Source organism: Enterovirga sp. GCM10030262, assembly GCF_042666435.1.
Taxonomy (GTDB): domain Bacteria; phylum Pseudomonadota; class Alphaproteobacteria; order Sphingomonadales; family Sphingomonadaceae; genus Allosphingosinicella.
Genome location: NZ_JBHTDC010000002.1, coordinates 796,020 through 821,567, shown reverse-complemented (window position 1 = coordinate 821,567; position 25,548 = coordinate 796,020). Strand labels below are relative to the sequence as shown.

General features: G+C 66.6%; 21 protein-coding genes. 5 read left to right on the top strand and 16 right to left on the bottom strand.

The window, feature by feature from the left end; genetic code table 11:
- Position 1 precedes the first annotated feature (1 nt).
- The gene (locus ACFQRC_RS13255) at positions 2 to 502 is read right to left on the bottom strand and encodes a CinA family protein (RefSeq protein WP_379962012.1); all 501 of its coding nucleotides are present in this window, start codon (positions 500 to 502) and stop codon (positions 2 to 4) included.
- 81 nt (positions 503 to 583) lie between these two features.
- Here ACFQRC_RS13255 and ACFQRC_RS13250 point away from each other — a divergent pair, with 81 nt between their 5' ends.
- Together ACFQRC_RS13250 and ACFQRC_RS13245 are read left to right on the top strand one after the other, a co-directional pair.
- Positions 584 to 1,090, top strand: a complete 507-nt coding sequence (locus ACFQRC_RS13250) for a hemerythrin domain-containing protein (protein WP_379962010.1) — start codon at positions 584 to 586, stop codon at positions 1,088 to 1,090.
- A gap of 1 nt (position 1,091) precedes the next feature.
- Positions 1,092 to 1,385: a hypothetical protein gene (locus ACFQRC_RS13245; protein ID WP_379962008.1), complete on the top strand. Its 294-nt coding sequence runs from the start codon at positions 1,092 to 1,094 to the stop codon at positions 1,383 to 1,385.
- A 3-nt stretch (positions 1,386 to 1,388) separates the two neighbouring features.
- Here the strand turns inward: ACFQRC_RS13245 and ACFQRC_RS13240 are convergent, their stop codons facing one another.
- From ACFQRC_RS13240 to ACFQRC_RS13180, 13 genes are all read right to left on the bottom strand, one after another.
- Entirely contained in the window at positions 1,389 to 1,898 is a 510-nt protein-coding gene (locus tag ACFQRC_RS13240) for a hypothetical protein (RefSeq protein ID WP_379962006.1), read from the bottom strand.
- 90 nt (positions 1,899 to 1,988) lie between these two features.
- Entirely contained in the window at positions 1,989 to 2,333 is a 345-nt protein-coding gene (locus ACFQRC_RS13235; RefSeq protein ID WP_379962004.1) for a hypothetical protein, read from the bottom strand.
- A complete protein-coding gene (locus ACFQRC_RS13230; RefSeq protein WP_379962002.1) occupies positions 2,285 to 4,348 on the bottom strand; it encodes a hypothetical protein in 2,064 nt (687 codons plus the stop codon). The genes ACFQRC_RS13235 and ACFQRC_RS13230 overlap by 49 nt, the downstream gene beginning before the upstream one ends.
- A gap of 21 nt (positions 4,349 to 4,369) precedes the next feature.
- On the bottom strand, positions 4,370 to 5,512 hold the full coding sequence (locus ACFQRC_RS13225) for a calcium-binding protein (protein ID WP_379962000.1): 1,143 nt from the start codon (positions 5,510 to 5,512) through the stop codon (positions 4,370 to 4,372).
- A gap of 128 nt (positions 5,513 to 5,640) precedes the next feature.
- Positions 5,641 to 5,871 (bottom strand): hypothetical protein, encoded by a 231-nt coding sequence (locus ACFQRC_RS13220; protein WP_379961998.1) that lies wholly within the window; start codon positions 5,869 to 5,871, stop codon positions 5,641 to 5,643.
- Positions 5,872 to 5,879: 8 nt separating this feature from the next.
- On the bottom strand, positions 5,880 to 8,369 hold the full coding sequence (locus tag ACFQRC_RS13215) for an ABC transporter permease (RefSeq protein ID WP_379961996.1): 2,490 nt from the start codon (positions 8,367 to 8,369) through the stop codon (positions 5,880 to 5,882).
- 12 nt (positions 8,370 to 8,381) lie between these two features.
- Entirely contained in the window at positions 8,382 to 10,886 is a 2,505-nt protein-coding gene (locus tag ACFQRC_RS13210) for an ABC transporter permease (protein ID WP_379961994.1), read from the bottom strand.
- 15 nt (positions 10,887 to 10,901) lie between these two features.
- Complete coding sequence (locus ACFQRC_RS13205) at positions 10,902 to 13,406, bottom strand: FtsX-like permease family protein (RefSeq protein WP_379961992.1); 2,505 nt, start codon at positions 13,404 to 13,406, stop codon at positions 10,902 to 10,904.
- A 10-nt stretch (positions 13,407 to 13,416) separates the two neighbouring features.
- The gene (locus tag ACFQRC_RS13200; RefSeq protein WP_379961990.1) at positions 13,417 to 15,915 is read right to left on the bottom strand and encodes an ABC transporter permease; all 2,499 of its coding nucleotides are present in this window, start codon (positions 15,913 to 15,915) and stop codon (positions 13,417 to 13,419) included.
- A gap of 22 nt (positions 15,916 to 15,937) precedes the next feature.
- Entirely contained in the window at positions 15,938 to 16,435 is a 498-nt protein-coding gene (locus ACFQRC_RS13195; protein WP_379961988.1) for a Rid family hydrolase, read from the bottom strand.
- Positions 16,432 to 17,112, bottom strand: coding sequence for an ABC transporter ATP-binding protein (locus tag ACFQRC_RS13190; RefSeq protein ID WP_379961986.1), 681 nt, complete (start codon positions 17,110 to 17,112; stop codon positions 16,432 to 16,434). Before ACFQRC_RS13190 ends, ACFQRC_RS13195 begins: the two co-directional genes overlap by 4 nt.
- A gap of 13 nt (positions 17,113 to 17,125) precedes the next feature.
- Positions 17,126 to 18,436 (bottom strand): efflux RND transporter periplasmic adaptor subunit, encoded by a 1,311-nt coding sequence (locus ACFQRC_RS13185; protein WP_379961983.1) that lies wholly within the window; start codon positions 18,434 to 18,436, stop codon positions 17,126 to 17,128.
- Positions 18,437 to 18,569: 133 nt separating this feature from the next.
- Positions 18,570 to 18,758, bottom strand: coding sequence for a hypothetical protein (locus tag ACFQRC_RS13180; protein WP_379961981.1), 189 nt, complete (start codon positions 18,756 to 18,758; stop codon positions 18,570 to 18,572).
- Positions 18,759 to 18,984: 226 nt separating this feature from the next.
- On the opposite strand from ACFQRC_RS13180, the gene ACFQRC_RS13175 reads away from it, so the two are divergent.
- Both ACFQRC_RS13175 and ACFQRC_RS13170 read left to right on the top strand, forming a co-directional pair.
- Entirely contained in the window at positions 18,985 to 20,382 is a 1,398-nt protein-coding gene (locus ACFQRC_RS13175; RefSeq protein ID WP_379961979.1) for a sigma-54-dependent transcriptional regulator, read from the top strand.
- Complete coding sequence (locus ACFQRC_RS13170) at positions 20,372 to 21,712, top strand: sensor histidine kinase (RefSeq protein ID WP_379961977.1); 1,341 nt, start codon at positions 20,372 to 20,374, stop codon at positions 21,710 to 21,712. Before ACFQRC_RS13175 ends, ACFQRC_RS13170 begins: the two co-directional genes overlap by 11 nt.
- Here the strand turns inward: ACFQRC_RS13170 and ACFQRC_RS13165 are convergent.
- Together ACFQRC_RS13165 and chrA are read right to left on the bottom strand one after the other, a co-directional pair.
- A complete protein-coding gene (locus ACFQRC_RS13165) occupies positions 21,709 to 22,149 on the bottom strand; it encodes an RrF2 family transcriptional regulator (RefSeq protein WP_379961975.1) in 441 nt (146 codons plus the stop codon). The genes ACFQRC_RS13170 and ACFQRC_RS13165 overlap by 4 nt on opposite strands.
- A 41-nt stretch (positions 22,150 to 22,190) precedes the next feature.
- Positions 22,191 to 23,534: a chromate efflux transporter gene (gene chrA, locus ACFQRC_RS13160; RefSeq protein ID WP_379962432.1), complete on the bottom strand. Its 1,344-nt coding sequence runs from the start codon at positions 23,532 to 23,534 to the stop codon at positions 22,191 to 22,193.
- 125 nt (positions 23,535 to 23,659) lie between these two features.
- On the opposite strand from chrA, the gene ACFQRC_RS13155 reads away from it, so the two are divergent.
- Positions 23,660 to 25,543, top strand: coding sequence for a PQQ-dependent sugar dehydrogenase (locus ACFQRC_RS13155; RefSeq protein ID WP_379961971.1), 1,884 nt, complete (start codon positions 23,660 to 23,662; stop codon positions 25,541 to 25,543).
- Positions 25,544 to 25,548: the final 5 nt, after the last annotated feature.

The following is a 25,548-nucleotide window of genomic DNA, read 5'->3' as shown; positions in this document are numbered from 1 at the left end:
TTCAGAGCATCTCCGTCATCATCTCGATCGCCACGCGCAGGCTTTCGACGCGCGTAGCACCTCTTCCGACGGGACCGAAATGTTCCTCGCGATGGGCGGTGGTCCGCCCCGCCCGCGCGCAGCCGAAATGGACGAGGCCCGGTTCCTCGCCCTGGTCGGCGAATCCGGTCACGGAGAGCGCGATATTGGCCTTGGACCGCTCCAGCGCGCCCTCCGCCATCGCGATCGCCACCGCCTTTGAGACCGCGCCCTCGCGCTTGATGAGGTCGAGCGGGATGCCGAGCATCTCCGCCTTGGATACGTCGGTATAGGTGACGAAGCCCCGGTCGAAGGCATGGGCCGAGCCCTGCACATCGGTCAGCAGCGACGCCAGCACCCCGCCAGTGCAGCTCTCCGCCGTCGCCAGGGTCAGGTCGCGCTCGCAGGCTTTTTCGAGCAGCCGGCGTGTCGCCTGCTCGATCTCGTCGGTCAGGACGGGGGAGAGGGTCTCGGTCTCGGCCACTCGTGGCTCCATCATTGCTCGGCGAGGCGGGAACCGGCGCGCCGCTCCGAATGTTCCCCTTCCGAAATCAGGAGGCATGAAATGGCACGTGAAGGCAAGCAGGACGCGACTCATCTCCTCGCCCGGGACCATCGCGAGGTGGAGGAATTGTTCGCGAAATTCGAGAAGGCGACGGGCGCTTCGTCGAAGGAGAAGCTGGCCCGGGAAATCTGCACCGAGCTCAAGATCCACGCGATGATCGAGGAGGAGATTTTCTATCCGGCGCTGCGCGGCAAGATCGACGGCGACGATCTCGACGAAGCCTATGTGGAGCATGACGGCGCCAAGCTGCTCATCAACGACATCGAGGCCGCCGAGCCCGACGAGGAATTTTACGACGCCAAGGTGAAGGTGCTCCAGGAGCAGATCGAGCATCATGTCGAGGAAGAAGAGAAGATGCACGGCAACATCTTCCAGCAGGCCCGCGCCGCCGATGTCGATCTCGACGCGCTTGGCGAGCAGATGGCGGCGCGCAAGGCGGAGCTGATGCGGATGGCGAAGAGCGAAGGCCTGCCGCCCGCCACGACGACTGCCGTGGAGACCGCCTGACATGGCCGAATGGAACCGCAAGTCGGCGCTCATCACCGGCCTCGGCGCGGCGCTCGCCGCCGGCGCGGGCTATGTCGCGACCCGGCTCATACGCCACCGCAACAATGCCGACCGCCCGGCGCCCGCGCTGAAGCATGGCCGCCCGCCCGGGCCGGTGGGGGACAGCGGCAATGTCCGCTCCGCCGGCCGAGGCGCGATGCGCGATCCGCCGCGCACGTGGGACAAGGTGGACGAGGCCTCGGACGAGAGCTTCCCGGCCAGCGACCCGCCCAACCTCAGCCCGCACGTGGACTGAATTTCAGGCGGCGTCCCGGTCGGCGCCCTCGGTGAAAATCGTCTCCCGCGCGATGGCGAGCTCCCGCATCGCCCGCGCGGTGGCGGCGCCCCAGACGATATGGGCGGCGATCATCAGCATGTTGCGCCGGCCCGGGTGCCGCGTCGCCGGCTTCAATATGCCCATGCCCGGAATCCAGCCCATATAGCTTGCCAGCCACACGCCGACGCCCGCCGCGCCGCCGCTGACCGGCCCCATCATCACATTGGCCGCGCCGAGCAGGGCGCCGGTTGCCGCGCCATAAGCGAAATGGCCGGCGGTGGCGGCGTCCTTCGCCGCCTCGTTCGGGAGCGGCGCGCCGACCAGCTCGGCCGCGGAATCGATTATCTCGCGCGGCGGAAGCGGATAAAGCTCCTTCGGCGGCAGCCTCTCGTGCATCCGCCGCATCGCCGCCGTCATGGCGAGCGTGCCCGCGAATCCGGCGATGGCGCCGATCAGCAGCCGGCTGCCGAGCTTGGGGTGGGACTCTTTCAAAGACGTCTCTCCCGCCGCGCAATGGATATAAGCAGGATTAGCCGGGAAAGGGGTGGAAGCGAACCGAAATCAGAGATGCTCAGCCGGGGACTATTCCGCCGCCACCGCCTGGGATGGCGGCTTGTCGATGATGACGTGAGGCGGGTTGGGACAGGCGAACGACTCCCCCGCCACATCGGAATCCGGGCTTCCGCTCTCGATCTCGACATCGACGTCGGTCGTGTGGGCGACGTTCACGTCCCCCTCCTTGATACGGCCCCGAACCTTAACGTTCGCTCCGCGCAGGAGCAGGGCCCAGGGAAGCTCCCCCGAAGCTTTCGGAGTCAGGTCGATATTGAAGTTCGCGGTCACGTCGGCGCCGATCAATTGGCTGCCGTCATTGTCCATCACCAGATAACCGGCGCACGGCCCGCCCCAGACGTAGCGCGCGAACACGGTGTTGTTCTTGGTTCGCTTTGAGCCTCGTCGGGGCCGGAATCGACTTCGTCCCTTAGATCGTTCTGGATCGACAGCACGGCTCCACTCCAGGTCGTCGCTGGCGGCTCGGGAAGTTTGAGATTGACGATGTCTAACGTGCAGTTGGAGGCGGAGCGGATCACCGCGACCGCGGCGCTGTCCTCATAATCCTGCTGAACGATCAGCCGATCGATGGTGACGGTCGTCCCGTTCACATTCTCGCCGAGCTGAACGATCGATCCGACATCCTGCTCGGTGTCATCCTCATCCTCATTATCGTCATCGTCATCGTCCGGCACGACGGGCGGCGGCACCGCAGTCGCCCGATCGATCGTGATCGTGCTCTCCCCGCCGCCGAGCGCGATCTCGGCGATCTTTTCCCACGCCTCGGCCTCGGCGATGTGGAGGTCCGAATAAGCGAAGCAGTTGAGGAAGGCGACCGACCGGCCGATCGCACTGTCGAGGCTGAGGTGGCAATCATAGGCCGCGATACCGATCGCGAATACCGGACCGGGCGTGTAGACCTTCGGCCCTTGCGGCGTCACTACCGTCTGGCCCCGGCTTTCCAGCGATACCCGCCGTACCCGGACGCCTCTGGCGACGCCCATGTAGCCGCCCTCATAATAGCCTCGTTGCCCGGCGTGATCCTTGAGCACCTTGCCCTTCACGAGGCCGGGAAGGTCAGGGCGGATGACATCGTCCGCCCCGACCAGACTGACCGGGCAGGTGGCGAACGCGACCTGCGCGTGGGCGATGGGAATGTCGAGCGGCCTTTCGAGCTTGATCGCGCCGGTGCCCGCCGTGGCCGGATCGACCCGCACGTTGGGCATCAGGACAAAGGGCCTCTGGCCGCCCTTGGTTGGATAATAGCTCCGGTCGCGGATGAGGAGCATCGATCCGACCGGGAGCATATGGTCGATGGAGGGATCGACCGTCAGGGTCGTGGAATCCGCCTGCGTGCAGTCGATCCAGTCGACATATTGCCACCAGCGGGGACCGTCCGGCAGCGTCGAAGCGAAATCGTTGTTCGCCACGAAGGCGCTGGCATAGCCGCCCAGCTTGACCGGCGCGCGGAAACCGGCGCCCTGCCGGCTGATCGACACGATCGTGAATCCCTTTTCGCCGCGCAGGTCGCAGTCGTCGGTGAGGCGGATGAGGCCGTCGACGATCCATTCGCCGCCCGGTAGGGGATTGTCCGGATCGTCCCCATCCAACTCGACGACCCAGCCGAACCGTGACGAAGTCTCTACGGCGGCTTGCAGAACCCGCCGATTGTGCGTGGGATCGGCACTGATGTAGCGGCCGAAGAAATAAGGCGTGATCTTGGGCTTTGCGTAAGTCGCATCGACGTCCGGCGAATAGAACCAGGCGCCACTGCCGCCGCCCGCCGCGCTGCTCGGCGCCAACCGCACTTCCGCGTCGAACGAAAAGGTCGCCACAGTTCCATTATTCGAGATTTCCGTCTCGACCATGTAGCGGTCGGCCGCCGCCGAATAGAGGCCGCCCGCGAGCAGCGGGCCGCTGAGCTTGAAGCTGATCGGCGGGCGGCGTGGGATGGTGCTCAGCGCGATGTAATTGCCGGAAAGCCCCTTCTTCTTCGCCTTCAGCCGGACGATGGCGCCCGAGCGGGTGGCGGTGGCGGGAAATGTCGGGTCGGCGGCGAGGCCGGCGATGGCGGAACGCAAATTCTCGGCCGTCGCGGCGGCGTCGGCGCCGATCGTTACCGGCCTCGCCGGCGACGGCGAGATCGAGCCATCGGTGAGGGTGAACTCATGGCCATCGATGTTGACGATGTGGCCCGGCTCGCTGGTCGGCTGGATCGTGATCGAGCCGGTTGCCAATGTGCCGGACTGGTCGCCGGGGTTCCAGATCCAGCGCGTGCCCTGCTTGCCGGGTTCGTCGGTGATTATGGCGACGCCGTCGGGAACGACAACATAGACATCGTCGGCATCAACATCCTTTAGGAATTCTCTCGTTGAAAAGTCTGTAGGCACTCGTCACCCCCCGTTCAGCCCTTATCCATAGGTAGAAAGGTCCAGCCAAAACATTTGTGATCCGGGATTTACGGTCGCAAACAGGACTTGCGCTTGCGCTCCCGATCCATCCGGATCGTAGAAAAGCTCTCCGCTCGCTGAATTATAAATTATCCGATGGTCCGCTTGCGAAGCGGATGTCGCTTCTGTGAACGCTTCTTCATCAATGCTCCGACTTGGACGGTTGTCAAAATCACGCAGCTCCGTGAAAACCTTCACGTCGAGCCTAATGGTGTCTCCGCGCTTCCAGTCGGTGGTGTCGGCATCGAAGCTGTCGAATCTGAAGGTTGTTCCGCCCTCTCCCCCGATGAGTATGTCGTTGCCTACTCCGCCATTGAGGACGTCGCTACCATCCCCCCCCTCCAGCCGGTCGTTGCCGTCGCCGCCGCTGAGGTTGTCGGCGCCGCCGAGGCCACGGAGGAGATTGTTGCCGTCATTGCCGGTGATCTGGTTCTGGACCGCATTGCCGGTGCCGCTCAGGTCGGCCGTCCCGGTGAGGATCAGGTTCTCCACGCCGATATGGACATTGACATCCTCGTCGAAACGGCTGGGCAGAATGTAGGTAATGGAGCTGAACACCTGGTCGAGATTGGAGTCGTCAGCGACGGGAGGGCCAGAATTAGGAGCCGTGGAAAGCGACCCCATTTCCTCGATCGTGTCGCCTGCATTGTCGACATAATAAGTGTCGCGGCCGTAGCCGCCGGCCATCACGTCGGCGCCCGAGCCGCCGTCGAGGATGTTGGCGATCGCCCGCACGCCCGAGCCGGGAGCGCCCTGCTGGTCCGAAGCGTCCAGCCGGTTGTCGAGATCGTTGCCGCGGCCGATCTTCGCCGTGCCGATCAGCACCAGATTCTCGATATGCTGCTGCAACCGATAGGCCAATGTCGCGTACACCGTATCTGTGCCCTCGCCGAAGCGCTCGCCCACCCGGTCGCCCTTGTGGTTGACGAAATAGAGGTCGTCGCCGAACCGGCCGCGCATCTCGTCCGCCCCCGCGCCGCCGTTCAGCCGGTCGCCGCCTCTCCGCCCGCGCAGCACGTCGTTGCCGCCCAGCCCGTTAATCTCGTCGCCCAGGCGAGTCCCGAACAAAGCGTCGTTCCCGCTCGTGCCGTCGATGATCGCCATGGCCTCGTCCTTTCGTCCGTGGAGACGAGAACCTTATCGAAAGCCGCGCGGACAAGAAAGCGCGGATGGCGACCCGCCGGCGCGGGGACTAAAGAAGGGGTGGGCGACAGAGTCGGGCCCGCCGTCCGTCAGAGATCAACCCCCTGCGCGATCGCCTCGAGGCGGCGGAGACGTTCCTTGAGGTCGGCCATTTCGATGCGGACGCCGGGGGTGGGGTCGAGCGCCTCCGGCGCCGAGCGATCGGCCGCGATCTCGTAGCGCCTGAGGTCGAGCCAGCCGCGCCATCCCTTCAGCAAGGCGAGGCTGAGCATCCCGGTGATGGCGAGGGCGGCGCCCGCCCAGATCAATGCGGTCGTCATCGATTGTCCTATTCGTAGCGGAGGGCGTGGATGGGATTGGCGCGGGCGACCTTGACGGCGTGGCCGCTGATCGTGCCGACGGCGATGGCGAGGGCGAGCAGCCCCGCGATCAGGAAGGGCGTCGGCCCGAGGTCGATGCGCGCGTCGAAGCCGTTCAGCCAGTCGCGCATCAGCCACCAGGCGACCGGCCACGCAATCAGGTTCGCGAGGATCACCGGCTTCGAGAACTGCCAGGCGAGCAGCTTCACGATGTCCTTCACCCGCGCGCCGAACACCTTCCTGATGCCGATCTCCCTGGTCCGCCGCTCGGCGGTGAAGGCGGCGAGGCCGAACAGGCCGAGGCAGGCGATGACGATGGCGAGAAAAGCGAAGCCGGCGAAGGTCTGGCCGCGGGCGCGGTCGGTGCGGTACAATTCGGCCAGGCGCTGATCGGCGAAGGCGCCGTCGAACGGGACTTCGGGGGCGAGGTTCCTCCAGATATCTCCGATCCGGCTCCGCACCGCCTCGGGATCGGCCGAGGCATAGCGGACGACGAGGTCCGAATAGATGCCGCGGTCGTAGAAAAGCTGCGCCTCGAACGGCTCGCGGATCGAGCGGAAGCGGCTATTCTCGACGACGCCGACGATGGTGGCGGGGAGCAACCCGATCTCATCGCCGAAGAAGCTCAGGCTCACGGTCTTGCCGATCGCCGCACCGGGCTCGGCGAAGCCCAGTTGCTCCGCCGCCAGCCGGTTGACGACGACATTGATCCCGCGCGCCACCAAGGCCCGCTCGGCCGGCGCCACCGCCTCCTCGGGCTCGTAGGGTGTCCAGGCGTAATCGTTGGCGTAGCGGCGCGACAAGGTCCGGCCGGCGAGGAGCTGGATGTCCATCGTGTCGAAGAAGCTCGGAGTCACGCTGTAATTGCCGATCGTCACCGGCTCGGCGCGGCCGGGAACCTGGACGAGCGTGTTGGTCACGTTGTCGGTAGCGGGAACGATGCTCGTTCCGGCGACATTCTCCACGCCGTCGACCCTGGCAATCTCGCGGATCAGGGTTTCGGCGACCGGCACCATCGCCGCGCGGTTCATGTTGCTCGCGAGGATCAGTCCGCCGCGCCGGAAGCCGGGATCGGCCGAGCGCGCATATTCCGTCTGGGCATAGACGATCGCGGTGCAGATAATGAGGCCGATCGAGACCGCGAACTGGCCGACGACCAGGATGTTGCGCAGGCGTCCGGTGCCCGCCGGCTCGGTCGAGGACCGGTTCGCCTTCAGCACCGCCGCCGGCTGGTAGCGCGACAAATAGAATGCCGGGTACAGACCGCCGGCCAGCCCCACAGCCAGCAGCATGGCGAGGATCGGCGGCAGCATGCCGCCCTCGCCCAGATAATGAAGCTCGAACTCGGCGTTGAGGAAGCGCCCGAACATCGGCAGCAGCAATTCCACCAGCGCCAGCGCGATCAGCATGGCGACGCCGGTCAGCAGCAGGGATTCGGCCAGGAACTGGATCACGAGCTGCTCGCGGCGCGCGCCGAGAACCTTGCGGAGCGCCACTTCGCGCGCGCGCTGGCTGGCGCGGGCGGTGGCGAGGTTGATGAAGTTGATCGCGGCCATGGCGAGGATCAGGAGCGCCACCACGGCGAAGGTGACGATGGTCCGCCGGTCGTTGACCGGGCGCTCGGGCTCGCCCTCGGCTTCGCTCAGATGCACGTCCGCGAGGTTGACGAGCCGCCAGTCGAACGCTTCGCCTTCGCTGGTCTGGACGTCGCCGACCGTGTTCACCGGGATGTTGCGCTTTTCCCAGGCCGGCAGGCCGCGCGCGATATCCTCGGCCGAGGCGCCCGGGCGCAGCTTAAGATAGACATAGCCGTTGATGCAGCCCCAGCCGCATTCCGCCGCCATTTCCGGCGTGATCCGGGACACCATGTGAAGTTCGAGATGGCTGTTGCGCGGGATATCCTCGAACACGCCGGTGACCCGCATGTCCGCTTTCTCGCCGCGGCGGACGCGCGTGGTCGTCCTGCCGACCGCGTCGGCCGTCCCGAACCGCCGGATCGCTTCCGAACGGCTGATGACGAGGCTGTCGACCTCATCGAGCGCGGTATCCCGGTCACCCGCCACGAACGGAAGCTGGAGGATGTCGAAGAAGCTGGCGTCCGCGAAATAAACGTCACCATAGGTCGCCTGTCCGTTTTCGAGGAATACCAGCTCGGACGAATCCGCTCGCGCGATCGCTTCGATCTGCGGGAAATCCTTGGCCAGGCTTTCCGTGACGACGCCGTGCGCGGCCTGCAGGCGCCGGACGTCGCCCGTCTCCGGGTCTGTGCGGATGCTCTGCACCTGATAGACACGCTCCGCTTGCGGCAGCCACGCATCGTAGCTTGTCTCGTAGCGGACGTAGAGCAATAGCAGCAGGCAGGCGGCGAGCCCGAGCGCCAGTCCGAAGATGTTGATGAAAGCGTAGGTGCGGTTCTTGGTCAGCGCCCGGAAGCCGACCGTCAGATAATTGCGCCACATCGCCCGCTCTCCTTATTCGTAACGCAAGGCGTGGATGGGGTTGAGCCGCGCCACCTTGAAGGCGTGGCCCGCCACCGTGCCGATGGCGATGGCCAGCGCCAGCAGACCGGCCAGGACGAACGGAGTCGGCCCCAGCGGGATGCGTGCGTCGAACGTGTTCAGCCAGTCGCGCATCGCCCACCAGGCGACCGGCCAGGCGATGAGGTTGGCGAGGATGACGGGCTTGGAGAATTGCCAGGCGAGCAGGCGCACGATGTCGCGGACCTTGGCGCCGACCACCTTGCGGATGCCGATCTCCTTAGTGCGGCGCTCGCTGGCGAACGAAGCGAGGCTGTAGAGGCCGAGGCAGGCGATCACCACCGCCAGGGCCGCAAAGGCGGCGAACAGGGCGCCGCGCGCGCGATCGGCGGCATAGACTTCGGCGACGATGTCCTCGGCGAACCGGCCCTGGAACGGAATCTCCGGCTCGAACCGCCGCCACACCTGGTTGAGCCCCGCCATCACCTCGCCCGGCCTGGCCTCGGCATAGCGGACGACGACCTGGCTCGTCCGCTCCGGATTGTAGCTGTAGACCAGAGGCTCGATCCGGTCCCGCGCGGTGCGGATGCGCGTATCCTCGACCACCCCGACGATGGTCGCCGGCGCGAGATTGCCGCCGCCGATGCCGACCTTGATCGTCTGTCCGACCGCGGCCCGTGGAGACTGGAAGCCCATCGCCGCCGTCGCATTGCGGTTGACCACCACGTTCAGGCCGCGCGCGGCGAGCTCCGCCGCGGCCGCCGCCAGCGCGGCATCGCTATAGTCGCCGGAACCGGGCGCGCGGTCCCTGGCGTAGCGCTCGTCCAGGAAACGGCCGGCGAGCAGCCGCATGTCCATCGTCGCGAAGAAGCCGGGATCGACGTCATACACCCCGATCGACAGATCCTGCGGTCCGCCGTCGCGCCGCACCGCCAGCAAATTCTTGTTGGTCGCCGCGAGGCCGAGATTGGTCCGCCCGGCCGCGACCACGCCCGGTATCGCCAGCATCTCGCGCCGCGCCGCCTCGTAGCGGCTGTTGTCGCCCGCGAAACGCCAGGCCGCGTCGATCTGGACCAGCCCGTCGCGGCGGAAGCCGGGATTGACCGTCTCGACGTAACGCGTCTGCGAATAAATGACGGAGGTGCAGACGATCAGCCCGATCGCGATCGCGAACTGGACCACCACCAGCATCGTCCGCAGCCGCCCGCTGCCCGGCGTTTCGGCCGAGGATTTGTTGGCGCGGAGCACCGCAGCGGGCTGGAAACCGCTCAGATAGAAAGCGGGGTAGAGGCCGCCGAGCAATCCGGTGAACGCGAACAGGGCCAGCGCGGGAACGAGCATGCCGTCCTCGCCGAAATAGTCGATCCGCAGATCGGCACCGACCCAGGCGCTGATCCACGGCGTCGCCAGCTCCACCGCCGTCAGCGCGAGCAGCATCGCCGCCGCCGCCAGTAAAAGGGATTCGCAGAGCAATTGCACCACGAGCTGCGCGCGCGTTGCCCCGAGCACCTTGCGCAACGCCACCTCGCGGGCGCGCTGGGTGGCGCGCGCGGTCGAGAGGTTGACGAAGTTGATCACCGCCATGCCGAGGATGAGCAGCGCCACGACCGCGAAGGTGGCGAGCGCGCGGGGATCGCCACCGGGGGTAAGCGCGCCGGCCTGCGCCTCGCCCAGATGCACATCGCCGATCGGAATCAGCCTGAGGTCCAATATGTCGGCCTGGGACGAAGGCGTGCCGTCGATGATCTGGGGCGCGATCACGCGCTTTTCCCAGGCGGGAAGGGCGGCGTTGATCGCCGCCGCGTCGCCGCCGGGACGCAGCTTCACATAATGCTGCTGGTTCATGTTGCCCCAGCCTTTGGCTTCGGCCGGCATCCAGTCGTAATCGGCGGGATTCCAGAGGGCTAGCACCGTCAGCTTGAGGCTGCTGTTGCTCGGCAGGTCCTTGAGCACTGCCCCGACCTTACGGTCCCGCTTCCCCTCGCCCGCGCCGAGCGTCATCGTCCGCCCGGCGACGTCGCTGGTGCCGAATTGGCGGATCGCCTCGCTCTCGGTCAGGACGATCGTGTTGGTGTCCGGCAGCGCCGTCTTCGCCGATCCGCTGACGAACTCCAGCTGGAAGATGTCGAAGAAGCTCGGGTCGACGCTGGCCCAGTCGAGGAATATCGCCTGGCCGTCGCGCATCGTCACGGTCTGGCCGCTGCTGAGCACGGTCAGCGCCTCGATCTGCGGGAAGCCGGCCGCCAGTGTCTCGCGGATCGGGAACGGGCTGGTCTGCGCGTGCGTGACCGGCTGGCCCGGCTCGTGCCAGGTCGACTGGACCTGGTGGATGCGCTCGCTGTCCGGCAGCCATGAATCGTAGCTGCGCTCGTAGCGGACATAATTGAGGATCAGCAGGCACCCCGCCAGCCCGAGCGCCAACCCGCCGATGTTGATCGCGGCATAGACCCGGTTGCGCGCCAGGAGCCGGGTCGCGATCAGCAGATAGTTGCGCCACATGCCCCCTGGCCTCCCTTATTCGTAGCGCAATGCGTGGATCGGGTTGGCGCGGGCGACCTTGAAGGCGTGGCCGGCGATGGTGCCGATCGCGATGGCCAGCGCCAGCACGCCCGCGAGCAGGAACGGCGTCGGGCCGAGCGCGATCCGCGCGTCGAACGTGTTCAGCCAGTCGCGCATCACCCACCAGGCGATCGGCCAAGCGATCAAATTGGCCAGCACCACCGGCTTGGAGAATTGCCAGGCCAGCAGCTGGACGATGTCGCGGGAGCGGGCGCCCAGCACCTTCCTGATGCCGATCTCCTTGGTCCGCCGCTCGGCGGTGAAGGCGGCGAGCCCGAACAGGCCGAGGCAGGCGACGATAACGGCGAGCAAGGCGAAGGCCGCGAAGGTCTGCGCGCGCGCTTCCTCCGCTTCATACAGCTCGCGGACGATCTCCTCGCTATATTCGGCATCGAACGGCACGTCCGGCACGACCCGCTTCCATACCGCTTCCACTTCGTTGCGGACGGCAATCGGATTGGCCGAATTGTAGCGGACGAGAAGCCAGTTCTGGCCGACGCGGTTGAAGCGGAACATGATCGGATCGATGGGATCGCGGATCGAGCGGAAGCGCGAATCCTTGACGACGCCGATGATCGTGGCGGGGAGGATGCCGCCATATTCCTCGGCGAAGGAGAGCTTAGCCGGCTTGCCCACGGCCTCGGCCGGGCTGGCGAAGCCCATGCGCTTCACCGCCAATTCGTTGACTATGATGTTGACTCCCCGCGCCGCCAGGGCCCGCTCCGCCGCCGGATCCTCCGGGAACGGGGTGGTGGCGTCGTCAGCCGGGCGGTTCTCGTCGAACAGGCGGCCGGCGATGCGCTCGATGCCCATCGTCTCGAAGAAGCCTGCATCGACGGCATAGGTGTCCAGCGTCACCGGCTCGTCGCGGCCGGGCAGCTGTATCCCGGTTTCGCTGTTGTTGCCGGTGGCGATGCCGATGCCGGTCATGCCGACCGCGCTGACGCCGTCGATGGCGCCGATCTCGCGCTTCAGCGTGTCGATGACGGGGAAGACCTCGCGGCGCCCGATATTCTCGACCTGGAGCAATCCTTCACGGTTGTAGCCGGGATCGGCGGTGCGGGCATGGACGGTCTGCGTATAGACGATGGCCGTACAGATGATGAGGCCGATCGAAACCGCGAACTGGGCGACGACCAAGGCGTTGCGCAGTCGCCCGGACCCTTGCGCCTCGGCCGACGACTTGTTGGCTTTGAGCACCTGCGCCGGCTGGAAGCGGGAGAGATAGAAGGCCGGATAAAGTCCGCCCGCCGCCCCGACCAGCAGCACCAGGCCGATGATCGGCAAGAGCAGGCCGCCCTCGCCGACATAATCGAGGCTGAGATCGGCATCGAGGAATTTGGCGAAGAAGGGGAGGGCGAGCTCGGTGAAGGCCAGCGCGACCAGCATCGCGATCGCCGCTACCAGGATGGATTCTCCGAGGAACTGGACGATCAGCTGGCGGCGGTTGGCGCCGAGCACCTTCCTCAGGGCGACTTCGCGGGCGCGCTGGCTTGCGCGGGCGGTGGCGAGGTTGGTGAAGTTGACGCAGGCCATGCCGAGAATGAGCGCGGCGATGATCGCGAACGTGACGATGGTGCGCTTGTCGTTGCCCGGCGTCATCGACCCGCGCTGCGCTTCGCCGAGATGGACGTCCTGGACGTTGACCAGGGCGAAATCGCCTTCGTCGCCCTGGTTGAACGTCTGCCCGCCGAAATTCTCGTCGGGGATGTTGCGCTTCTCCCACGCCTGGAGCTGGGCGTTGATCGCCGACGGGTCGGCTCCCGGCTTCAGGGACAGATAGACCCAGCCCGACTGCCAGCCGTAATTGGTCAGGAAATCGGGAGTGTCCGCGAAATAGGTGGCCGGATCGTAGCGGGCGACCATGGTCGCCTCGAAGTGCGAATTCTTCGGCAGGTCCTTGAGGATGCCGGTGACGCGGTAATCGGTCTGCTTGCCGGCGGCGGCGAGGGTCAGGATCTGGCCCATCGGGTTCTGCGACCCGAAACGCTTGACGGCCTCGCTCTCGGTCAGGACAATCGAGCCGACTTCATCGAGCGCGGTGGCCGGATCGCCCTGGACGAAGGGAAATTGCAGTATTTCGAACAGATTGCCGTCGACGAAACGGAAATCCTCGGTCGCGCTCGCTTCGCCGTCCTTCAACACGACGGGAGCGGTGCCCAGAGCATGGACGGCCTTGTCGATCTGCGGGAAATCCTTCTGGAGCGCGGCTTTGGTGACATAGGCCGCCATCTGGAGGTTCATCTCCTCACCGGTCTCGTCGCTCTGATAATAGGTTTGGAACTGATAGGCCTGTTCGGCTCCGGGAAGCTGCTTGTCGTAGTTCAGCTCATAGCGGACATAGAGCAGGATCATCAGGCACGCGGCGAGGCCCAGCGCCAGGCCGAATATGTTGATGAAGGCGTAGGTCTTGTTCTTGGCCAGGGCCCGAAAGCCGACGGTCACATAATTGCGCCACATGGTTCTTATCCTATTCGTAGCGAAGGGCGTGGATGGGGTTGGAGCGCGCGACCTTGAAGGCGTGGCCGGCAATCGTGCCGATCGCGATGACGAGGGCGAGCAGGGCGGCCAGGACGAACGGCCCCGGGCCGAGGTCGATGCGCGCGTCGAACGTGTTCAGCCAGTCGCGCATCATCCACCAGGCGACGGGCCAGGCGATGAGGTTGGCGATGATGACCGGCTTCGAGAATTGCCAGGCGAGCAGGCGCACGATGTCGCGCGAGCGCGCGCCCATCACCTTCCTGATGCCGATCTCCTTGGTGCGGCGCTCGGCGGTGAAGGCGGCGAGGCCGAACAGGCCGAGGCAGGCCACGACGACGGCCAGCAGCGCGAAGGCGGCGAAGGTCTGGGCCCGCGCATCCTCGGCCTCGTAGAGCTCGCCGATGATGTCGTCGCTATATTCGGCATCGAAGGGCACGTCGGTGGTGATGCCCTTCCACACCTGCTCGACGTTCGCGCGCACCGCGGCGGGATCGCCATTGTAGCGCACGATCATGTGGGTGTGGCCGCTGTTCCAGTTGGAGAACATGATCGGATCGAGCGGCAGCTTGACCGAGCGGAAGCGGGAATCCTTGACCACGCCGATGATCGTCACCGGTACGAGGCCGATCTCGTTGTCGACGAGCGCCGCCTTCAAGGTCTTGCCAACCGCGTCGGCGGGCTCTTTGAAGCCGAGACGCTCGGTGGCCAGTTCGTTGAGGATGATGTTGCCGCCGCGCTGGGCCATGACACGCTGGGTCGCGTCGTCGGGCGGATAGGGCAGGGTCATGTCGTCCATCGGCCGCCCTTCCTCGAACCAGCGGCCGGCGGCGAGCGTCAGCCCCATCGCTTCCTTGAAGCCCTCGTCGACCTGGTAGGTGCCGATCGAGATCGGCTCAGGGTTGCCGGGCACCATGAAGCCGGTATTGTTGTTGTTGGTGGTGGCGACGCCGATCGTGGTGCGGCCGACCGCCTCCACGCCGGGAACCCGCTTCGTCCGCTCGGCGATCATCTCGCCCTTGTCGATCAACTGGTAGCGGGAGAGCTCGTCGACCTGCAGGATGTTGTCGCGGTTGTAGCCGGGATCGACGGTGCGGGCGTAGACGGTCTGGCCGTAAATGACGGCGGTGCAGATGATGAGCCCGATCGACACCGCGAACTGGGCGATGACGAGGGCGTTGCGCAGCCGTCCGCTGCCCGGCGTCTCGGCCGAGGATTTGTTCGCCTTCAGCACCGAGGCGGGCTGGAAGCGCGACAGGAAAAAGGCCGGGTAGAGGCCGCCGAATATGCCGACGATCAGCACCAGCAGGAGCACCGGCAACAATATGCCTCCGGCGCCCAGATAGGAGACGGAGAGGTCCGCTTCGAGGAAGGCGGCGAAGGGCCGGATCGCAAGCTCGACCATCGCCAGCGCGATCAGCATCGCCACCACCGAGACGATGATGGATTCGCCGATGAACTGGACGATCAACTGCCGCCGCGTCGCCCCTAGGACCTTCCTCAACGCGACCTCGCGGGCGCGCTGGCTGGCGCGGGCGGTGGCGAGGTTGGTGAAATTGACCACCGCCATGCCGAGGATGAGCAATGCGATCACTCCGAAGGTGATGATCGTCGTGCGATCATTGCCGACCGACATCGCGCCGGCCTGCGCCTTGCCGAGATGCACGTCCTCGATATTGACGATGTGCCAGTCCTGATCGTCGCCGGCATTGAACTTCGCTTCGCCGGCATTCTGATCGGGGATGTTGCGCTTTTCCCAGGCGGGGAAGCCGGCCTGGATGGCGGCCGCGTCGGCGCCCGGCTTCAATTTGGCATAGACGTGGCCGTTCTGGCAGCCCCAGCAGGTCAATACGTCCGGCGTGTCGAAATTATAGCCCGGATAATCGAGCCGCGCGACGCCGGTCATCTTGAAATGGGTGTTCTTCGGCAGGTCCTTGAGAATGCCGGTAATGCGGAAGTCGCGGGTGATGCCGCGGGTGATCATGCTGAGCGTCTGGCCGACGACGTCGTCGGTGCCGTAGAGCCGCCGCGCTTCGCTCTCGGTCAGCACGACCGTGTTCACTTGGCCGAGCGCATCGCGGCTGCCGCGCGCGAGCGGCAGCGGCACGGTTCCCAGGAAGTCGCCGTCGGTGAACAGGAAGTCCTCGCTCGACGTCGCCTGCCCGTCCTTCACGAAGACCGGGTTGTTGTTGAATAGATAAACCTGGCTCTCGACCTGCGGGAAATCCTTCTGGAGCGCCTTGCCGGACGCATAAGGCGTCATCTGGAGCTGGGTTTCCTCGCCCGTCTCGCTCGATTTGTACCAGCTCTGGATCTGGTAGACCCGGTCGGCCTCCGGGATCCATTTGTCGTAGCTCATCTCGTAGCGGACGTAGAGGAGGATCATCAGGCAGGCCGCCATGCCGATGGCGAGGCCGAAGATGTTGATGAAGGCGTAGGTCTTGTTCTTGGCCAGGGCCCGGATGCCGACCGTCAGGTAATTCCGCCACATCGTGATGTCCTCCCGCGCAGAGCTATTCGGACCTGGCGGCGCCCGGGCGCCGCGCGATGACCTTGATCTCGGTGACGCCGCCGTCGGGCAGGAGGCGGTCGATATCGATCGCGGTCCAGGCCGGCGGGGGCGATTTCAAATGACGCTTCTGCACTTCCGACATCGCGCCGATCTCGGCGGTGATGTCGGTGTGGAAGCTGGTGATGTCGACGATATCCTCATAGTCCGCCCCCGCGCGTTTGAGGATCGCGCCGATGTGCCGGAAGACCCGCTCGTAAGCAGGGACAAGGTCGGTCTCGCCGGGCGCGCGGCCGGCGACGATGCCGGACAGGAAGATAAGGTCGCCGGCGATGACGGCGTCGGCATAGCCATATTGCTCCTGGTCCGCCCGCGCTTGCTCGTTGGTCGACATCAGCACGGTCGACTCCGTCCGCGCCTGGCCGAATACAGGCCCCGGAAAGACCGTGGCGACCAACGCGGCGAGGGCCGCTCCGGCCCGGATGGCGGGCGCCGGCCTCACGCGGCCCGCCGCCGCTCTTGCAGGACGCGGCCGTCGAGCATGTTGACGACGCGGCCGGCATAATCGGCGTGGCCCGGCGAATGGGTCACCATGACGATGGTCGAGCCTTCGGCGTTGAGCGCCTGGAGCATCTTCATCACTTCCTCGCCATGGTGGGTGTCGAGGTTGCCGGTCGGCTCGTCGGCAAGGATCAGCTTGGGATTGCCGACCAATGCGCGGGCGACCGCGACGCGCTGCTGCTGGCCGCCCGAAAGCTGGCTCGGACGATGCTTGGCGCGGTGGCCGATGCCGACCTTGTCCATCACCTCGTCGGTGCGGCGGCGCCGCTCGGAGGCGGGCACGTCGTGGTAGAGAAGCGCGAGCTCCACATTCTCGCGGACCGACAGCTCGTCGACCAGGTTGAAGCTCTGGAAGATGAAGCCCAGATTCTTCTTGCGGACGTCGGCGAGCTTGGCCTCGGGCAGGCCGGCCACTTCCTCGCCGTTGAAGACGTAGGAGCCGCTCGACGGGCTGTCGAGCATGCCGATCACGTTGAGCAAGGTCGATTTGCCGCAGCCCGACGGACCCATGATGGCGACGAATTCGCCGTCCTCGATGTCCAGATTGACGCCGTCCAGCGCCGTCGTCTCGACGGTGTCGGTCCGATAGACCCGGGAAAGGTCGCGCATGTTCAGCATAAGATCAGCTCCTTCATTGGGATTCGAGGTCGAGCCGATCCTTGTCGGCGAAACCGGTATAGGGGGAGGTGAGGACCTTCTCGCCGGGCTCCAGCCCTTCGAGGACCTCGATATAATTGGCGTTGCGCCGGCCGAGGCGCACCGTGCGCTTCACCGCCTCGCCGCCGTCGGGGGTGACGACGAAGACCCAGCTTCCGCCCGTCTCATTGTAGAAGGCGCCGTTGGGGATGAGCAAAGCCGGCGCCGGATCGCCGAGCGTCAGCTTGGTCTGGAGCGTCTGGCCGCGCTGCACGTCCGCGGGCGCGGGTCCGACGAAGTGGAAATCCACCTCGAACGTGCCGTTGCGAACCTGCGGATAGATTTTGGCGACCTTCATCTTGTAGGTCTTGCCGCCCCACTCTGCGGTCGCGGTCTGGCCGGGTTCGACACGGCCGAGATAGAATTCATCGACCTGCGCGACCAGCTTGTTGCCTTCGGTGTCGATCTGGCCGAGCCGTTCGCCCCGGTTCATCGACTGGCCGACCTGGATCGAGAAAGCGGTGAGTTGCCCCGCGACCGGCGCGCGCAGATTGAGCGCGTCGAGCGTGGCGCGCGCGATGTCGAGGCTGCCGCTCAAGGCCGCGTTGGACTGGCGCAACTGGGCCAATTGGCTCGTCTGCAACCGCTCGTTGACGGCCTGGCCGCGCCGCAGCACATCGGCGCGCTTCTGTGCGGACAGATATTCGTCGCGGCTGTCGCGGAACACCTTTCCCGGAACGAAGCCCTTCGCGGCGAGCGGCTTTTGCACTTCATATTGCCGCTGCGCCTTTTCGGCGGCCAGCTCGGCTTCGATCACCGAACGTTCGTCCTGCACACGGGTCTGCGCGAGCGCGAGCTCCTGGCTGCGCATCGAGTTGACCTCGCGCGAGACCTCGGTCTGGCGGGCGAGCAGGTTGAGCTGGAGGTCGGAATTGGACAGGACCGCAAGCAGCTGGCCCTTCTGGACCTGCGCGCCGTCCTCGACCAGCACCTCCTCGACCCGGCCGCCTTCGACCGCGTCCAGATAGACGCTGACGAGGGGCGTGACGCGGGCGCGCAAGGGTAGGAAGTCGTCGAAGGTGCCGCGCTCCACGGTGGAGACCGTTACACGATCCGCGGCCACGGTCTGGCTGCTCGCATCGGGCGCCATCGTGTAGAAGCCGGTGGCGGCCACGAGCAGCAAGGCGCCGCCAATGCCGAGCTTCACGCGCTTCGACAGGCCTTTCTTCTCGACCACGCGGTCCATTCCGCCGCCGCTCAGCGGACTTGCCTCGCCGTCAGACGCCTTCATCTTAATCACGCTCATTCAGGAACCCTCCCGCCTTCCATTGGCAAAAGCCGTGCCAGGAGCGGAGCGGCCGCGATCCAAGGGACGACGCGAACCGCGCCGGCCGATTCTGTCCGGTTTCGGACATCGACTGTTCGTGTGCGGACAATGCTCAGGCCAGGATCGGCTTGCAACCGGATGCCGCCGCCCCGGTGACGAGGTTGGTGCAGACCTGCCCCACCATCATCTTCGGTTGCTCGCACGGGCTCGCCGCCTCGACCGGCGCCAGAGCGGCGAAAGCGAGGGTCAGCGTCACCATCATCCAGGCGGCCGCGCCTGCGATCGAACGAGCGTTGGTCATGTCGTGTCTCCCCGGCTTGAAATTCCCTGTCGCCTCCCCTCACGCATCGGCCGTGCCAGTCGGCGGGAATGGCGGAATTCCGCGAAATCGGGGCCGTCTCGGCCGGTCGCGAGGGCGCCGCGACTGTCCGCATTCGGACGTCGCCCGGCCGCCGGTGCGCGAAAGCGGACGGCGGTGGCACGAATTTTGATTGTCGGGGGGAAGGCAGGCTTTAGGAGTAGGGGCCGTGAAGCGGGGACCAAAATTTTCACGGTGCATCGTCGTCGACGACGATCCCGACATCTTGCTGTCGGCGCGGCTGCTGCTGCGCGAGCTGTTCGAGGAGGTGGCGACCTTCACCTCGCCCGACGAGGCCATGGCGGCGATGGACGTAGCGCTGCCGGACGTCATCCTGCTCGACGCCAATTTCGGCCGCGGCGCGACCAACGCCGCGGAGGGCTTCCACTGGCTGGCGGAATTCCTGAAGCACGATCCGCAGGCGGTGGTGGTGATGATCACCGCCCATGGCGGCGTCCAGATCGCGGTCGAGGCGATGAAGCGGGGCGCGACCGATTTCGTCTCCAAGCCCTGGTCCAACGAGCGATTGCTGGCGACGGTGCGGACGGCGGCGGCGCTGCGCAGCTCGCGCGAGGAGGCGGTCACCGAGCGCCGCCGCGCCGCCGCCGTCACCACCCCGACCGCGGGCGGCGAGACCCCGTTGCTCGGCAAGTCGCCGCTCATCGCCCGCGTCTTCTCGCTGATCGATCGCGCCGCGCCGACCGAGGCGAACGTGCTGATCCTGGGCGAGAACGGCACCGGCAAGGAACTGGTCGCGCGCGAGCTTCACCGACGCTCGCGCCGCACCGACGGCGTCCTCGTCTCCGTCGATCTCGGCGCGGTCGCCGAAAATCTCTTCGAATCCGAATTGTTCGGCCATGTGAAGGGCGCCTTCACCGATGCGCGCGGCGATCGCATCGGCCGGCTGCAGGCGGCGGACGGCGGCACCCTGTTCCTCGATGAGGTCGGCAATCTGCCGCTCCACCTCCAGCCCAAATTGCTGACCGCGCTCGAGCAGCGCCAGGTGATCCCCGTCGGCGCCAACAAGCCGGTGCCGATCGACGTCAGGGTCATCGCCGCCACCAACCTGCCGCCCGATCGACTCGCCGACGAGAGCCTGTTCCGGCAGGATCTCCTCTTCCGTCTCAACACCGTCGAGATCGAGCTGCCGCCCCTGCGCGAACGGCGCGAGGACATCCTTCTGCTCGTCGACCATTTCGTTGCGCTCTATGCGAAGAAATACGGAAAGCCGGTGCGGGAGCTGCCGGGCGACGTCGCCGCCGCGCTCCAGGCCTATGACTGGCCGGGCAACGTGCGCGCGCTGCGCCACGCCGCGGAGCGCGCCGTCATCCTCGCCGGCGAGGATCGTTTCACGGTCGAGGATTTCTCGCTGTCGCGCGGCACCGCGCCCAAGCCTTCCGCGCCGCCATCGCCGTCGCCGGGCGACGATCTCAACCTCGACCGCGCGGAGCGGCACATGGTCGAATCGGCGCTCAAGAAGCATTCCTACAATATCTCGCTCGCCGCCGCCGAACTCGGCCTCACCCGCGCCTCGCTCTACCGCCGCATGGACAAGCATGGGCTTTAAGCGCCGCTTCATCCTGGGGCTGGCGTGGCGGGTCGGCCTGTTGCTCTCGGCCGCCTTCCTGTTCGTCTATTCGCTGGACATGGAAGGGCTGGGCGCGGCGCGGCTGCTGGCGGCCTTGCTGTGTGTGGGCGCGGTCGCGGGCCTGTGGCGCTTCATCCAGCGCACCAATGTCGAGCTTGCCCGCTTCGTCGACGCCGTTCGCTTCGGCGACCTGTCGCAGAATTTCACGCATCGCCATGAGGGCAGCGGCTTCAGCGAGTTCGGCGAGGCGCTCGATCAGGGAATGCGGCGGCTGCGCGACGAGCGCCACCGGCTGAGCGACGACACCCGTTTCTTCGAGGCGGTGCTCGACGATGCGCCGACCGCGTTGCTCACCGTCGACGGCGACGGCAAGGTCGAGCTCGCCAACAAGGCGGCGCGGCGGCTGCTGGTGCGTCATTCGGGCGTCAGGATCGAGGATTTCCGCGATTATGGCGACGCCTTCGCCAACAGCCTCGCCGACGCCACGGTCGGCCGGCCGAAGCTGGTGCCGCTCACCCTCGACTCCGTGCCCCAGACGGCCATGGTAAGCGCGGCGACGGTCCACCGGCTCGGGTCGAAGGTCCGGGTCGTCGCGGTCCAGCCCATTCAGGGTGAATTGAACGCGGTCGAGATCGCGGCGCAGAGCGATCTCGTGCGCGTGCTCACTCACGAGATCATGAACTCAATGACTCCGGTGACCTCGCTCGCCCAGACCGCCGCGACGCTGATCGCCGAGGCGGACACCGGCGGCGACCCCCTGATCGCCGACGCACGGGCCGCGGTCGAGACCCTTGCCCGCCGCGCCGACGGGGTCATGCATTTCGTCGAAAGCTACCGTCAGATCAGCCGCACCCCGGAGGTGCGCCGCCGGGTCTATGAGGCGCTGCCCTGGGCGCGCGAGCTCGAAGCCCTGTTCCGGGCGAGCGATGCCGCCGCCGGCGTCGCGTTCGCGCTCGCGGTCGAGCCGCCCGATCTGACCCTGGACGCCGATCCCGACCTGCTCGCCCAGGTCCTGATCAACCTGATGCGCAACGCCGCTGAGGCCGCCGCCGCCCATGCCCCTGAGCCCGCCGTCTCGCTGTCCTTCGGCGCGGCCAAGAGCGGCCGTGTCCGGATCGAAGTGGCGGATAATGGCGCCGGCGTGCCGGAGACGCTGCGCCACGATATCTTCCTTCCCTTCTTCACCACCAAGGCCAAGGGCACCGGTGTCGGCCTCAGCCTCGCCCGCCAGCTGGTGCTGGCCCATCGCGGCTCGATCGACCTGGTGACGAGCGGCAGTGGCGGCGCGTTGTTCCGGATTATGATCTAGGCGAGCGGCGCCGGCTCGAACGTGTCGATCGGGACCGGGTCGGCGAGGCTGAGCCCGTCCAGAATCCGCGCCGTCTCGTCGCGGACCATCAGCATCACCCAATGGAGCCGGCATTTCTCCTCGGTGATGCAATTGGCGCATTGCTGATAGGCGAGCCGGCTCGCGCAGGGGAGGAGGCCCAGCGAGCCGCGGGTCAGGCGGACGATCTCGCCATAGCTGATCTCGGACGGCGGCCTTGCCAGCCAATAGCCGCCGTCGCGCCCGCGCCGGCTGGCGATGAGGCCGTCGCGGCTCATCTGCGAGAGCATCACGGTGAGGAATTTGGGCGGGATATTCTGCGCTTCGGCGATCTCTCCCAACTGGACCGCCCCCTGGCCGTAACGGTCGGCGAGGTGGAGCAAAGCACGTATTGTATACCGGGTCCGTTGAGAAAGCATGGCTGGCTAATGACCGCTGGCCGGGCGCTTGGCAACCGCGGCTAAAGTCCCCTTACCGCCATCCCGGCGATGGCGCAGCCGATAATGACGGCGACCATGCCGGCGCGAAAGCGAAGCACGGCGACGAGGGCGGCCGCCGCGAGGAGCGTCGCCGTCGGATCGAGGCTGCTCCACTCAGGCAGATCGAGCCTCAGCGGGCCGTATCGCCGCTCCGAAACGGCGCCGAACAAATAGTGGAGGGCGAACCACAAAGCGAGGTTGAGGATCACGCCGACCACCGCGGCGGTGATCGCGGCGAGCGCGCCGGTCAGCGCCTTGTTCGCGCGCAGCCGTTCGATGAAGGGCGCGCCGGCGAAGATCCAGAGGAAGCAGGGGACGAAGGTCACCCAGGTGGTGAGCAGGCCGCCGAGCGTGCCCGCGACGAGTGGCGGCAGCGCGCCGGGATCGCGATAGGCGCCGAGGAAGCCGACGAACTGGGTCACCATGATGAGCGGCCCCGGCGTCGTCTCCGCGAGGCCGAGCCCGTCGAGCATCTCGCCGGGCGCGAGCCAGCCATAGGTCTCCACCGCCGCCTGGGCGACATAAGCGAGCACGGCATAGGCGCCGCCAAAGGTGACGACCGCCATCTGCGAGAAGAACAAGGCGATGTCGGCATAAGTACCCGCGCCGGTGGCGATCAGCAGCGCCACCGGCGTGAGCCAGAGCAGGAGCAGCATGAGCGCCAGGCGCGGCAGCGTACGGCCGTAGGCCCGGGCGTGGTTCGGCGTCGTCGCGCCGAGCAGGCTGTCGGAGTTCGGCGCCGCCGCCGCGCCGGAACCATGTCCTCCGCCCGCCGCGAACGCCGTGCCGCCGCCCCGCGCGGCCAGATAGCCGATCAGCCCCGCGCCGATCACGATCAGGGGAAAGGGCAGGGCGAACAGGAAGATGGCGAGGAACGCCCCGCCCGCGACGGCGAGCCGGGCGCGGTTGCCAAGCGCGCGGCCGCCGATCCGGACGACCGCCTGGAAGACGATTGCTAGCACCGCCGCCTTGAGGCCGAAGAACAAAGCCTCGACCGGGCCGGCATCGCCGTAGAGGACGTAGAGCCAGCTCAAGGCCATGATCGAGACGAGGCCGGGGAGGATGAACAGGATGCCGGCGACGAGGCCGCCTTTCACCTTGTGGAGCAGCCAGCCGATATAGATTGCGAGTTGCTGCGCCTCCGGGCCGGGGAGGAGCATGCAGAAGTTGAGCGCGTGAAGAAATCGGTCCTCCCCGATCCACTTCTTCTCGTCGACGAGGATGCGGTGCATGACGGCGATCTGGCCGGCCGGCCCGCCGAAGCTCAGCAGCGCGATCCGCGCCCAGACACGCGCCGCCTCGCCGAAGCCGATGCCGTGCCCCATCGCCGCATTGTCGTCGTTCCGGCCCACCGCGCCAGTTGAGCCCGTAGCCCAACCGGTGCAAGTGGCAAGCGCGACACAATTTCGCGGAATGTTCGTTGTCCAGGCTGGCCGCGCAGGAGGATATCATGGCGGAATTCACCGGAAACGGAGGCGCCGACCTGCTTCGCGGCAGGGACGAAGGCGACGTCCTGCGCGGCCTTGGCGGCCGCGACCGGCTGCTCGGCGGACGCGGGCGCGACGCCTTGAACGGCGGCGACGATATCGATATCCTTCGGGGAGGCGACGGTTCCGACAGCCTGTTCGGCGGCGCCGGCGACGACATCCTCTTCGGCCATGGCGACGGCCGGCGCGATCCCGAGGCCGGCGCCATCGCCGCGACCCGCGTCGCGAACGGCCTCGACCGTCCCGTCTTTGCCACGGCCGCTCCTGGCGATCCCGGCCATCTTTACGTCGGCGAGCTTCGGACGGGCGATATCCGCATATTGGATATCGCTTCCGGAACCATCGCGCCGACGCCCTTCCTCGATCTCGACAATGCGCGGCTCGGCTCCAGCGGCGAGCAGGGGTTTCTCGGTTTCGCCTTCCATCCCGATTTCGAGGACAATCGCCAGCTATTCGTCAGCCTCACCAACTCCGCCGGGGAGACGGAAATACTCCGGTTTGAAACGTTCGCCGACGATCCGACGCGGGTCGATCCGGCCAGCGAGACCCTGGTCTGGACCTTCCCGCGCAACCCCGAGGCGACCAATCATGGCGGCGGCTGGATCGATTTCGGACCGGATGGCTATCTCTATATCGCGTCGGGCGACGGCGGGCCGGGCAACGACCCGAACAACGAAGCGCAGGACACCAGCTCGTGGCTCGGCAAGATATTGCGCATTGATGTGAACGGCGACGATTTTCCCGGCGATTCCGACCGCAATTACGCGATTCCCCCGGACAATCCGTTCGTGGACGGGGGCGGCGCGGCCGAGGTCTGGGCCTTCGGCCTGCGCAATCCGTGGCGCAACAGCTTCGACAGCGCGACCGGCGATTTCTACATCGCAGACGTCGGCCAGGCGCGCTTCGAGGAGGTGAACTGGCAGCCCGCATCGAGCGGCGGCGGCGAGAATTACGGCTGGGTGGTGAAGGAAGGATATGAAGTCCGCCGCGACGACAGGCCCGGCAATCCTTCGCCCGAAGATCCGAGCCTGGTCGATCCTGTTCACGTCTACGCCCATAGCGAGGAGAATGGCGTCTCGGTGACCGGCGGTTATGTCTATCGCGGCCCTTCGGCCGGCATGGACGGCTTCTACATCTTCGGCGATTTCGGATCGAGCCGGATCGCCACCTTCCGCGTCCAGGATGGCGCGGCTGTCGATTTCACCAATCTCGGCGACCGCATCGTCACGAACGCCGGAAGCATCGGCGGAATCGTATCGTTCGCGGCCGATGCCGCCGATAATCTCTACGTCCTCGCTTTTCCGGGCCAGATCTACCGGCTCGATCCCTCGCCCGGCGCGGCGGACGGCGACGATCTGGTGCGCGCCGGGGCCGGCGACGATTCGGCCTATGGCGGCGCAGGGTTCGACAGGCTGCACGGCGACGATGGGGCAGACCGGCTATTCGGCGGCCTTGGCGAGGATCGCCTGTTCGGAGGCGCCGGAACGGATCGCCTGGCCGGCGATGACGGCGCCGACCGGCTCGAGGGCGGCGCCGAAGCCGACATGCTGCGGGGCGGCGCGGGCGACGACCTTCTGGTCGGAGGCGCCGGCGACGACGATAGCCATGGCGGCGCGGGCATCGACACCCTGATCTTCGCGCCCGGGGACGGTAACGACCGTTTCAGGGATTTTCAGGGCAACGACCGGATCGACCTCCGCGCCTTCGATTTCGCCGATGCCGGGGAGGCGCTCGGCCATGGCCGGAACCTCGGCAACGGCAATGTCGTCTTCCGGTTCGACGGCGCCGAATCGCTGATCGTCGCGGATACGACCCTGGAGCAGTTGGCGGGTCAGATCCTGATTTAGCCGGC